Genomic DNA, 12,708 nt, shown 5'->3' with positions numbered 1-12,708 from the left:
TCATATTATAGTTTTATATTAACCTCAGTTTGATGTAAGAGGAAGGTTGAGATTGTTTAATTTTCCAAAAGCTACAGAAATTTTATTAGGCTTAAAAACATAGGCAAGCAGTCCAGCTAATACGTTAGTTTGAAAATTTATAACAGATCTGTGCCTTGTATGGTCTATATGACAAAGGTTTTTTAGTTGATCGTTAATGGTTTCAATAATATACCTTTTATTTAAAAACCGCTTTTTAATAGGATCTATTATTCTTTCTTTCATATTACTTTTAATTTTTGTTATTAGTTCTAAAGCTTGATTAGCAAGGGATTGAGTGAGTTTTTTACTGATATACCCACGATCACCAAAAAGCCAGCCTTGTAATTTATCTACTAAATTTTCTACCACTGCTCTATCATCAACATTTCCTGGAGTTAAAGAAAAACTCATAATCTCTCCGCAACTGTTAATGACAATATGTAGCTTACAACCAAAGAACCACCCAGTGGAAGTCTTACCTCTTTTTGCTATGTCTTTGAATACTTTATGTCTATTAATTCTTAAATTATGGCAAGCAGGAAGTTTAGTAGAGTCGATATAATATTGACCAGTTTGTTTTCCTGATAGGCTTTTTAGCAGTAATACCATGGGCATGAAGCTCATTGGCATTAACTGAACAAAACGACTATAGCTCACAAGTTTTGGAAATTCCTTTCTATAACTTTGACATAGGCAGCATAAATAAAAATCTTTAAAGGTACGGTAGTGACTCAAGTGAAACATTACTATAATAGTAATAATCTCTGAGAGTCCTATACTGCAAACTACTTTACGCTTACGGTTAGGATTTGGTAATATATATTTATTTTGCTCCGTATCAAAATGCTTGCAAAAATCATCAATTAAGCAGAAAATCTCCGTAATAGGGATCATAATATATTCTCCAATTTTGTTGTTATTATTCGAGAACTTTATAACCCCTCCCTTCTTACTTTTCAAATATTCTTTCTAACAAACTGGTTTGAAAGAAGGTTTTATTTTTACCATAGCTCACCACCAACAGTTTGTTTATGTTATTACATAATGCTTAGCATTTTGTTTGGTGCTTACGTCAAACTCAGGTTATATTACGTCGAAATTATATATTCTTCTATAGTCAATTCAGGGGAATTTGGTGCTAGGAACGATGGAGCGACGCCTATAAGTAATAGGCGAGCGACGACGTCACCAACTTCTCATCAATTGACTATAAGAAGTTGGTGACGTCATCGATCTTAGCCCCAAAATTTCCTGAATTGACTATAGAATTCAAATTATTTGAAGTATACCATATTATATACTACTCACTAATCTAAATTTTTCAATTTTGCAAAAATAACTTCTATAGCTAAGTAATTTCCTGGTTACGCCTAAACTCGAAGGTGATATAATCCCTCCTATGATACTCCTATAGTCAATTGATGAGAAGTTGGGGACGTTGTCACTCGTCGCTCGCCTATTACTTATAGGCGTCGCTCCATCGCTCCTAGCCCCAAATTCTCCTGAATTGACTATAATCAAGTTTTTTTGCAGATTTGAATAAAATATAGGACAATGGTTGTCATCCCTGCTTCAGTGCGGGATCTAAAAATGCCCTGAGGTATTATAGATTCCGCACCGAAGCGGGAATGATGGTATGGACGAGTGAAGCGAAATATGCTTTACTTGTACGGAGTCAGCTGAAAAATAGTTTTCAGCTGCTCCAAATTAAATAATAATTTAATTAATAGGTCCATACCATGATAAATAATAGCATAAAAAATACTATAATAGGAATAACGTCAATTCGGGATAAGGATATTGTGAACATGTAGATTAAAATCAAATTTTGTTGAAGGTTTATTTTTCTTTAATGAGTAAGCAACAAGAGTAGATAATATATGGACAAAGGCATTTATTGGTGATCTATGTCTAGTATGTTCAAGGTTCATTTTATTTTTTAGATAATCAAAAACTGTTTCAATTAAGTTACGCTTTCGAAGTAAGATTTTTTCTTTCAAATCCATTAATTTATTTTCCATATTCTTCTTAATTCCATGAATCATTTTTAAGCCTCTTTCATATAAATTTAAGAACAAATTTTGCTTAATATAACCTTTATCAGCTGCTATAATTCCAGTTAATCTTTTTGTTAACTCCGGTACTGGAACCCTATCATCTACATTGCCTTTGGTCACTTTTAATGCCATAAACTCCCCTTTATTATTGATTATTACATGTAATTTAAAACCATAAAAATACCCCATAGAGGATTTACTATGTTTGGCTAATCCTTTAAAAACTTTATTGCTATAACGCCTTTTATTGTGACAAGCTTTAATCGTTGTAGAGTCAATAAAATAAATACCTGTTTCCTCACCAAACAACAAATGAATCAACATATTTAGCGGTATGAATAATCGTGCCATTAATTCAACAAATCTATTATAACTCAAGGCTTTGGGAAAATCATCCTTATGCATGCACTCTATATAACTTTTATAGAAAAATTTAAAATTCTTAGCATAGGATGTATGAAACATAATTATTATTGTTAACATTTCACTTAGACTCATGCTACAACAGCGATTTCTTTGCTTATTTGATGGTAATAACTTTCTCTGTTCATACTCCAAATAAATTTTACAAAAATCATCTATAAAACTATATAATTCTGTGATATCTTTTTTCATGCCTGTAGTTTGTTTTTTTGTTTAAAAATATAAATACTGCAGGCACTCCTTTTTGACAATCCTTTTATCTATTACTATTTCATCTATATCTTATCCCGAACTGACGTATAAAGGTAGAAAGCAATTATGACGATAATATCCATGATAAAACTTCCCCTCTTGATTGCCATAAATTTCATCATCAGTGGCATCAAAATCAAGTATTAATTGTTTCGGCACGGTTTTATGAGATTCGACAAACTTGTCAATCATCACCTTATGAGCTTTAAGAGCAAATCCACGATCTGCTTTATTTTCTAAACGGCATAAAGTAGAGCTACTAGCCATATCGTCCAGTGTGTCTATACTTGTTTGCAAAGCTGGACATTTTCTTAAATTATCGTGATCATTTAAATCTTCATAACCAAGAGCAATACCATAAATACGCTGTTTGAGCATTGTTAAAATAGTATGAGTAATTTTATCAGAATCTCGCTTATCAGGAAAAATCTTAGCCAGTTCATTAGTTAGACCAAGTCTTTTATCTGCTTCTCTTAGCAATAATACACCTCCATCGCTACTAATATTACCTCCTGTGAAATTTATTTCTATTTGACGATTTTTTACTTTCGATTGGTAAATTAATCCTGTACAATTTGTCATGGCAAAACCCTCTATGTAATCTTCTTTTAACACTGATATTATATAGTATTACAAGGGTTTTGTCTCTATTCTTTCATGCAATATTCAGGCTAAAGTATTTCTTTACAATAACGCCTGTGAATTTGACGTAATTAATACAAATTTTTGAGTATATCAGCTTGATTGTGCAACATCTGGTGTATCATAGTGATTAACCTATGTCAACAAGAGGTGTGAAAATTATTTAATTATAATTAAAATCTTAAGAAAGATTAATTAACATTATTACAACAACATTAATACAATCTAATTTAGGGTGTTATCGATTTTATTTGCGATTTCCCATTGACTAAAATAGATGGTGGTAATATAATGCCGACTTAGTTTTGTTTAAGGACTTAGTTTGTTTAAATTTTAGTTTAGGATATTTCTCATGTTCGCAATCGTCAAAGCAGGCGGAAAACAGTATAAAGTCGGCAAAAACAGTGTCATCAAAATAGAAAGAATTGACGGTGATAGAGGGGCAAAAGTTCAACTTGATCAGGTGTTGATGATTGGTGAAGATTCGAAACCATCTTTTATCGGTACACCAATAGTTCAAGGGGCTCTTGTTACAGCTGAAATTACTAACCATTTTAAAGATAATAAGATTATTGTCTTTAAGAAAAAACGTCGCCAGAATTATCGTCGAAAGAATGGTCATAGGCAGGAGTTAACCGAACTGAAAATATTAGACATTACTAAATTATAACTGGATTTATAAGGATATATAGATGGCAACTAAAAAAGCTGGTGGTAGTTCCAGGAATGGTAGAGACTCAGCCGGTCGTAGATTAGGTACTAAAAAATCTGATGGACAATATGTCATATCAGGTAATATAATTGTTAGACAACGGGGTACTAAAATTTACCCAGGTGAAAATGTTGGGCTTGGAAGAGATCATACGTTATTTGCCTTGGTTAAAGGTAAAGTAAAATTCTCTAGTAAGGGCGGGCATAAAATAGTTAATGTTGTGTTGATGGCATAATTCTAATCCTGTATAATGCCCAGCCACACAACTAGACCTCTTGCATAACCTAAAGATAATTGTGGAATTTTTAGGAAAAACGAAGTCGAGTACCGCAGCGTACTGAGATGTACGTGAGGAACGGAGACGAGTTTTGACAACAAAATTACCAATTAGGTTAGGTTATGCAAGAGGTCTACTGAGATTAAAGAGTACTAACCTGTATATCATAAGTGATAAATTCTTGTTGAGGATCGTAGTTAATTGTTAAGAGTGGTAAGAGAAAGTGAGGAATATTTCACAAATAAATTGGCTATGCTAAATGTTGAGGAATATGACGAATCTCAATTGGAAACCATTAAAAATCAAATTAGCAGTAACGAAAATCCTACCACTATAGTTTCAGTTGGTTATTATGGTATAGAATCAATAACCAACTGAAAATCAGATATGAATTGATAAAAAAGATTATAGCTGCACATAAATATAAATGATTATCTCCAGCAGCTTCCTAGAACTTCTTTCTAGGCCGCTATAGCTCAGAGGTAGAGCACATCATTGGTAATGATGAGGTCGGAGGTTCAATCCCTCCTAGCGGCACCACCTACCTCAAAGCTTTTTCATTATATTGCAATAATCTGCTTTTTTATGAAAAATTTTTATGCTGTATATATGCTGTAAAAATAGTAGTATAATTGTCCTGAAAGTCCTTCTATAATGATGTTTAGAAGGAATCTATATGCTGCATATATGCTGTAACTTATCTAAATCTGCTACTAAAAGCAGTAGTAATTCCGTAATATTTTACAACTTCGTTGGTAATTTTGTGCCACCTGAATGGCGTGACCTTTCTTCCAACACTGGTAAAGTTTTAAGTAAAACTGCTAGACAACTCCTATCACTGATCGTATTTCGCTTGCAAATCTATCATAATAATAGCTTAGATGAACTCCAGGAAACTTATAACTTCTTTGAACAATCTCTAGGAGTTTGCCAAGAACGGGTTAGACAATGTTTGCTGGAGTTGCAGAAAGCTAGCTTTATTGATCTTCGTAAAGCAACCATAGTCAAATATGGCATTAAGTGTCGTAATGTCCCTTGTATTAAACTGGCAAGAAATTTCCAACCTCATTCTCAATCACTTTCTACTGAAAATGAAAAAATTTTACACTCAACCCAAAAAACTTTTGGGGCTAACCCCAAAGAATTTTTGCCTCAACCCCAAAAAAGTTTGGACCACTCTATATATATAGATAATAATAAAAATATATCTAATAAATCTAGATCTACCAAATCTGAAATTTTTCAAAATGAAAAAAATCAAGTTGATGCGAATGAAATTGATAATAACCAGCAATTACCACAGCAAAAGATTGAGCAAATTTTACAATTTGAACAAGAATTATCAGATGAAGCACAAGTTGATAATACTAATACATCTACTGAAAACCCTATGAGAGATGCCTTGCCACTCAGTACGACATTACAAAAAGTTGTTCAGCAAGTCTCACAGAAATGTCAGCCAGTAGTAGAGTCAAATTGCTCCAATAGTTCAGGCATTCCAGTTGTAAACCATAAAAATAGCTGGTTCAGAAGAAAAAGATTAGCTGATTTTTATCCTCTAACTCAAGAAGATGCTGATTTATTGCAGATTAAATCAAATCGAGAATTTAACTTAGACTTTATTAATAAGTTACGTCAGTTCGGGATAAGATATAGATGAAATAGTAATAGATAAAAGGATTGTCAAAAAGGAGTGCCTGCAGTATTTATATTTTTAAACAAAAAAACAAACTACAGGCATGAAAAAAGATATCACAGAATTATATAGTTTTATAGATGATTTTTGTAAAATTTATTTGGAGTATGAACAGAGAAAGTTATTACCATCAAATAAGCAAAGAAATCGCTGTTGTAGCATGAGTCTAAGTGAAATGTTAACAATAATAATTATGTTTCATACATCCTATGCTAAGAATTTTAAATTTTTCTATAAAAGTTATATAGAGTGCATGCATAAGGATGATTTTCCCAAAGCCTTGAGTTATAATAGATTTGTTGAATTAATGGCACGATTATTCATACCGCTAAATATGTTGATTCATTTGTTGTTTGGTGAGGAAACAGGTATTTATTTTATTGACTCTACAACGATTAAAGCTTGTCACAATAAAAGGCGTTATAGCAATAAAGTTTTTAAAGGATTAGCCAAACATAGTAAATCCTCTATGGGGTATTTTTATGGTTTTAAATTACATGTAATAATCAATAATAAAGGGGAGTTTATGGCATTAAAAGTGACCAAAGGCAATGTAGATGATAGGGTTCCAGTACCGGAGTTAACAAAAAGATTAACTGGAATTATAGCAGCTGATAAAGGTTATATTAAGCAAAATTTGTTCTTAAATTTATATGAAAGAGGCTTAAAAATGATTCATGGAATTAAGAAGAATATGGAAAATAAATTAATGGATTTGAAAGAAAAAATCTTACTTCGAAAGCGTAACTTAATTGAAACAGTTTTTGATTATCTAAAAAATAAAATGAACCTTGAACATACTAGACATAGATCACCAATAAATGCCTTTGTCCATATATTATCTACTCTTGTTGCTTACTCATTAAAGAAAAATAAACCTTCAACAAAATTTGATTTTAATCTACATGTTCACAATATCCTTATCCCGAATTGACGTATGTTGTTATTAAAGTTAGCTGGGGAATATTCAAATCATCATTTTGGTCATAAGAAAGTGCTATTGAATTATATGGCTAAAGCTTTAAGCAATGAACTACGAGAAACTACTCAAGCTAATTCTAGCAATTTCCAGTTTAAATCTAGTGATGAAAATAAAGCGAAAGAGTAGTACTTACAAAAGATAGAATATAGTACTGATACTAGCCGCCAGGCTCAGTTAAAATGTAAAATTTCTGGTGCTTTTGATACTGATACAGCTTATCAGTTGTTAACTTCTTGTACATTTGGTAAAGTTTTAGGGGATCAATTTCAGTTCAAATTGTTAAAAGATATTGCCTTATCAGAACATATTAAAACTAAAATATTACAGCAAGTACAAATGGTGTATGGTAATAACATAACAGAGTTACAAATTACACCATGCAAGCAATCTATATCAGCAACACAAGGAAATAATACTAAAGATGAAAATAATGCTTATTTGCTTGAACTAGCTAAGCAATTAAATCCTGATTCATTATGGTATAAAGCTAGAAAGTTTTTAATTGAACGACACAATAAATATATTGATATCGCTACCTTTAGTAAATTAATAGTAGTACAAGAAGATGACATCAATAAAAAAGTAACTCTCAAATCTACTTCCGCCTTTTAGATTATTACATTAGAAATCGTCACATGCAAGACCTAAAAACTGCTTTTCAAGCTCAAAATTGTAGCTTTGAATTAATTAGCTGGAATGATAATTACAATATTATTAATTAAAAACTAATAATTTGTAATAATCACCTCATAAGAGGTTTTTCTTTGTTGTGGCATGGAATAAGGAGCAGTGTTAAGAACAAGCTCTTTTGCCGCCACTTACAGTTCCTAAAAAAATAATGTTTACACTTTTTTATTGTTAGAGCAAAAAATATATTGCAAAATAATTGTAATATGAATAAAATCGAGTAAATCAATACCGACACTGTGATTTCTAGGAACAGATAAAAATGCAATATAATTTATCATTAGAGGATTTAAATTTATGCAAGAAAAAGAAAGGTCAATCAAATCAGTTAACTTTTGCAATAATGTTAGTGTATTTCAAAAAATACATACAATTTCCCTCTAATAAAGCTAACACAGTTTCGATGCAATTATTGTTACAGGTTGCCAAACATTTAGATATTGATCCAACACAAATTATTACATTTGACTGGGATACACGTACTGGAGAAAGGTATCGTCAGGATATCAGACAGTATTTAGGATATCGTGTAGCAAATGCCAAGGATATTACATTAATAATGAATTATCTTGTAGATGACTTGATACCGCGTCATTTCTCAGATTCAGTGCTACTTGAACAAATACGTACATATTTCATCAAAGATAGAATAGAAATTGTTAATACCAAACAATTAGAAAATTACATTTCGTTAGCTAAACAAAAATTTGAACAACAATTTTTTAGAAAAATATTTGATAATTTAAGTCAAGGAAATCTTCTTTTAATAGATCGCATTCTTAGTAAAAATAGTGATGAGGATAATAACATTATAGAATTATCAGAACTTAAAAAAGATATCTCTGGAGCTAAAATTAAGAATATTCAATGTGCCATAAATAAAATCAATTTACTAGGTCAAATCAAATTATCTGACTGCATAATAGAGTCAGTAGACAGAAAATTATTATTAAAATATTATGAACGTGTGATGGTTTTTGCACCTAGCAATATTCTAGATTTTGCCCCGACTATAAAATATGCCACCATGGCAATATTCTGTAGTGTAAGACTGGAGCTATTGTTGGATGCCTTAATAGATACCATGATTAAACTAATTAAAAAGATGCGAGCCGGAGCAGAGAAGCATGTAGACCGTCATATTCTTCAGGAAGTTAAGCGTGTTGACGGAAAGTTTGATATTCTAGAAAAGTTGGCTATACTAAATGCAAAAAATCCTAAAAGCATTATTGAGGACAAAGTTTATCCGGTAGTGCCTCAGGAGAAGCTGGAAGAAGTAATTGAAGATCTACAACATCGTGGTAGTAAGTGGTATCAGGCTCAGGTGCGAGAAAAAATGCATACCACCTATGCTTATGGCAATAGAGGTAGTCTACTTGCGATAATAAGAATATTACAAATTTCTGAAGATCATATTGATTATCAACCTATCTTAAAGGCAATTCGTTTTATCAACCAATACTGGAATGAATCAGATTTAGCTTACTATATTAATATCCCACCAATCAATAGAGCTATCCCACAGAACTGGTATAGCATGATCTTTAAAATAGAAAAAGGTCAATTGCGAATAAATAAATATAATTATGAACTAGCCATATTAGAACAGATTAAAGAACTTCTTGGTTTTAAAGCTATTTGGGTTAATAAAAGTTACCGTTATAGAGATCCGAATAAGGACTTACCGAAGGACTTTATTGAGAAACGAGAATCATATTATGAGTTACTTGGGTTACCGCTAAAATTCGAGGAGTTCGTAGAAAAATTAAAGACTTCACTTACTAACAGCTTAGATGCATTAAATGCAAATATTCCTAATAATCAGTTTGTAAAGATCCAACAAAGTAAAGTTGGTAACAATATAAAGCTTACTCCCTTAGACTCACAGGATGAACCTGATAATATTATTAAGTTACAGCAAGAAATCAATAATAAGTGGTCAAGTATACACTTAATTGATATTTTAAAAGAGTGCGATCTAAGAATCAATTTTACTAAGGAACTTGAAACTGTTGGTAAAAGCAGCAATATCAATAGTTCTGATCTACAAAGAAGACTATTACTATGTATATTTGGCATTGGTAGCAACACCGGATTAAAAAGAATCAGCATTGCTAATGATAATGTTAATTATAGTGATTTACGTTATGTAAAAAAACGCCATATTAATGCTACAAACATTAGAAATGCTATTCGTACAATGGTTAATAACGTTTTAAAAACACGAAATCCTGATGTTTGGGGAGAGGCTACTACAACAGTGGCCTGTGACTCAACTCATCTGTTTGCTTGGGATCAAAATCTAATGAGCGAATGGCATTTTCGTTATGGTAAGAAAGGAGTAATGATTTATTGGCATGTTGACAAGAAATCATTATGTATTTACTCGCAGTTAAAGGATTGCACCTCATCAGAGGTAGGTAGCATGATAAAAGGCATTATTGACCATGATACGGACATGGACATGAATCGTGTATTTGTCGATACCCATGGACAAAGTGTAATAGGTTTTGCCGTGAGTTATTTACTAGATTTCTCCTTATGCCCGAGACTAAAGGCAATCAATAAGCAAAAATTGTATTACGTTGATTCTAGAGATAGAAATAAATATAAAAATATTTCAGAGATCCTAAAGGGAAGTATAAATTGGGAGTTATTAGAAGATAATTACGATGAGACTGTCAAACATATGGTTGCCCTAAAACTAGGAATAGTTACACCATCCGTATTAATCAAAAGATTTAGTAATAATAATTACGCTCATCCGGTATATAAGGCACTGGTAGAACTAGGCAAAGCCAATAAAACCATATTTTTGTGTAAATATTTATCCTCGGAAGAATTACGTATTGAAGTCAGAACGCCCTCGCAAAGCGAGGGGCTTGACGGTTATGAGCAGCCCAAAGGGCTGCCATTGTTAATTAAAATTCTCCTGATTCGTCAGAGCCTAAACTATCAAGTTGCTCTTGATTCTTAATGTAGTGTTTGATCTGATTCTCTTCAAATCCTACAGTTGAGACCGCATAACCTCTAGCCCACAACTTTTCTCCATTAAAATTACGTTTTCGTCCACCAAACTGCCTAGCAACGGCTATAGCACTTTTCCCCTTGATATAGCCTATTACTTCAGCTACAGAATATTTAGGAGGAATCTTGATGAGCATATGCACATGATCTTGTACCATATGCCCCTCTATGATCTTGCTCCCACGTTGAAAAGCTAACTCATGGAATACGTTCCCAAGATATTTTCTAACCTTCCCGTACAATTCTTTTTTACGACACTTTGGAATAAACACAATATGATATTTGCAATCCCATTTAGAATGATTTAAACTTTCGTATGTTGTCATATATTTTCTCCTTTGACCGTCAAGCCAAAGAAGTTATATATGATAACTTTTTATTTTATACTAAATCTAAAGGCCAAGCCTTGATGGTCTCACTAGTCAAACTAGTGGCTTACCTATCATTGAGTTAATGAAGGACTAAATATTGTTGAACGCCTTAATAATGTAATGGATTTTATTTTTTACGGTAAACTAGGTCACATTGCAACGAACAATATTGAAGATCAGGAATTATCGGTATTATGTTTACATCTGTTGCAGGTATGTATGGTTTATATCAATACCTTGATTATTCAACAAATATTATCACAGCCACATTGGCAGAACAGGTTTATGCCTGAAGACTATAGAGCATTAACACCGTTATTCTCAGGTCATATAAATCCTTATGGTCTTTTTCCGTTAGATTTTAATAAACGCTTGTTAATCGGGATAACTATTTAATTGCTTATTATGATATTAGAACGTACGCCAGTTAGAGAAAAAGCTAAATATTTTTGCAAACATCTGAAAAAAGAAAAGCCTGATTATAATTACTTAAGAGAATTATTCAGGCATATAAGAAAAAATCTTGATGTAGAAGTAAAGAGTGGTAAGGAAAGGAAGTTGCCGTATGTGCCTACGGAAGAGGAAATAAATAAATATTACAACACGGTATGGAAATCTAGAAATATGAAGCATATAGTAATGATTAAAACATTGCTTTATACCGGGGTGAGAGTTTCTGAGTTAGTAAATATAAAAATATCTGACATAGATTTAGATAATTGTCAGATAAAAGTTGTGCAAGGTAAGGGAAAGAAGGACAGAATAGTTCCGTTTCCTGATAGTTTTAAGGAAATATTAGCTGTTCATCTAGAAAATATGAAAAGAAATGATTCAAAATATTTATTTGAATCAAGTTTGAAGATGGCATATTCTGATCGAGGCATTAGAAAAATATTAATGAACTATACAAAAGAAGCGGGTATTGAGCATTCAATATCTCCTCATACATTAAGACATTTTCTTTTTACTTGGATGAAGAAAAAAGGCGTAGATGACGCATTAATTCAGCCATATTCAGGACATGAGAGTCGTCAATCATTGGAGATGTATTCAAAATTATCACTCGGAGATTGCCAATCTGAGTATGAAAAAAGGATTAAAGATTTTCCAATTTAATTCTAAGTGGCGGCAAAAGAGCTTGTTCTTAACACTAGTCCGGTTAGCTACGTTACAGAACTGTTTTTTTCCAAGAAGCATGCTATCAACCCAGCACCCTCATTGGTTATTCTGTTGCTGTCCAAGTCTATCTCCGTTACGGTGTTATTATACTTCTCTAAGGCTTGCATTAATAACTTAACTTTTTTATCGTCTATTCCGCTCTTACACAAATCTATTTCCTTAATATCTTCTCCTGCACGCAGATTGTCGATAATTTCAGTAAGTATAGTCATAATATTTGCCTTATAAATTTAATGAATGTTATCCTTTTCGTTGAGACAAATAGCTACAGTCAATACCGAGCCTCTTTTTATAAAAAGATACATTCTATATGATATAGAAATATATTTGATATGTAAAGTATTTTTGTGAAAAAAATTATTGGAAATATCAAGTTTAGTGA

At 32.0% G+C, this 12,708-nt stretch carries 11 protein-coding genes, 1 tRNA gene and 2 pseudogenes; 9 read left to right on the top strand and 5 right to left on the bottom strand.

The features are described from left to right. Positions 1–24: 24 nt before the first annotated feature. From NBW66_RS00285 to NBW66_RS00270, 3 genes are all read right to left on the bottom strand, one after another. A complete protein-coding gene (locus tag NBW66_RS00285) occupies positions 25–915 on the bottom strand; it encodes an IS982 family transposase (RefSeq protein WP_250311402.1) in 891 nt (296 codons plus the stop codon). Positions 916–1,802: 887 nt separating this feature from the next. Next, entirely contained in the window at positions 1,803–2,693 is an 891-nt protein-coding gene (locus tag NBW66_RS00275) for an IS982 family transposase (protein WP_250310582.1), read from the bottom strand. 90 nt (positions 2,694–2,783) lie between these two features. Further along, the gene (locus NBW66_RS00270) at positions 2,784–3,368 is read right to left on the bottom strand and encodes a transposase (RefSeq protein WP_250311400.1); all 585 of its coding nucleotides are present in this window, start codon (positions 3,366–3,368) and stop codon (positions 2,784–2,786) included. A 379-nt stretch (positions 3,369–3,747) separates the two neighbouring features. Here NBW66_RS00270 and rplU point away from each other — a divergent pair, with 379 nt between their 5' ends. The 7 genes and pseudogenes from rplU (at position 3,748) to NBW66_RS00235 (ending at position 10,726) form a co-directional block, all read left to right on the top strand. Next, positions 3,748–4,065: a 50S ribosomal protein L21 gene (gene rplU, locus NBW66_RS00265; RefSeq protein WP_250311399.1), complete on the top strand. Its 318-nt coding sequence runs from the start codon at positions 3,748–3,750 to the stop codon at positions 4,063–4,065. Positions 4,066–4,087: 22 nt separating this feature from the next. Further along, positions 4,088–4,342, top strand: coding sequence for a 50S ribosomal protein L27 (gene rpmA / locus NBW66_RS00260; protein ID WP_250311398.1), 255 nt, complete (start codon positions 4,088–4,090; stop codon positions 4,340–4,342). A 507-nt stretch (positions 4,343–4,849) separates the two neighbouring features. Continuing rightward, a tRNA-Thr gene (locus NBW66_RS00255) sits at positions 4,850–4,924 on the top strand. A gap of 136 nt (positions 4,925–5,060) precedes the next feature. Beyond that, positions 5,061–6,017: pseudogene (locus NBW66_RS00250) on the top strand (hypothetical protein); the annotation flags it as partial. A 106-nt stretch (positions 6,018–6,123) separates the two neighbouring features. Continuing rightward, entirely contained in the window at positions 6,124–7,014 is an 891-nt protein-coding gene (locus NBW66_RS00245; RefSeq protein WP_250310582.1) for an IS982 family transposase, read from the top strand. 324 nt (positions 7,015–7,338) lie between these two features. Then, positions 7,339–7,674 carry a hypothetical protein gene (locus NBW66_RS00240; protein WP_250311396.1) on the top strand — a complete coding sequence of 112 codons (336 nt, stop codon included), beginning with the start codon at positions 7,339–7,341 and terminating at the stop codon, positions 7,672–7,674. A gap of 337 nt (positions 7,675–8,011) precedes the next feature. After that, positions 8,012–10,726, top strand: coding sequence for a Tn3 family transposase (locus tag NBW66_RS00235; RefSeq protein WP_250310728.1), 2,715 nt, complete (start codon positions 8,012–8,014; stop codon positions 10,724–10,726). Here the strand turns inward: NBW66_RS00235 and tnpA are convergent. Beyond that, on the bottom strand, positions 10,671–11,102 hold the full coding sequence (gene tnpA, locus NBW66_RS00230) for an IS200/IS605 family transposase (protein WP_250310729.1): 432 nt from the start codon (positions 11,100–11,102) through the stop codon (positions 10,671–10,673). The two genes, NBW66_RS00235 and tnpA, sit on opposite strands and share 56 nt — an antisense overlap. Before the next feature lie 123 nt (positions 11,103–11,225). On the opposite strand from tnpA, the pseudogene NBW66_RS00225 reads away from it, so the two are divergent. Together NBW66_RS00225 and NBW66_RS00220 are read left to right on the top strand one after the other, a co-directional pair. Beyond that, positions 11,226–11,543 (top strand): annotated as a pseudogene (locus NBW66_RS00225) (Tn3 family transposase); the annotation flags it as partial. Between the two features lie 9 nt (positions 11,544–11,552). After that, positions 11,553–12,263: a tyrosine-type recombinase/integrase gene (locus tag NBW66_RS00220; RefSeq protein ID WP_250310731.1), complete on the top strand. Its 711-nt coding sequence runs from the start codon at positions 11,553–11,555 to the stop codon at positions 12,261–12,263. 47 nt (positions 12,264–12,310) lie between these two features. Here the strand turns inward: NBW66_RS00220 and NBW66_RS00215 are convergent, their stop codons facing one another. Continuing rightward, positions 12,311–12,538 carry a hypothetical protein gene (locus NBW66_RS00215; RefSeq protein WP_250311395.1) on the bottom strand — a complete coding sequence of 76 codons (228 nt, stop codon included), beginning with the start codon at positions 12,536–12,538 and terminating at the stop codon, positions 12,311–12,313. Positions 12,539–12,708: the final 170 nt, after the last annotated feature.

Source organism: Rickettsia endosymbiont of Oedothorax gibbosus (genome assembly GCF_936269705.1).
Taxonomy (GTDB): Bacteria; Pseudomonadota; Alphaproteobacteria; order Rickettsiales; family Rickettsiaceae; genus Tisiphia.
Note: the sequence above shows the minus strand (reverse complement) of the source record. Positions and strands in the feature narration are given on the sequence as shown.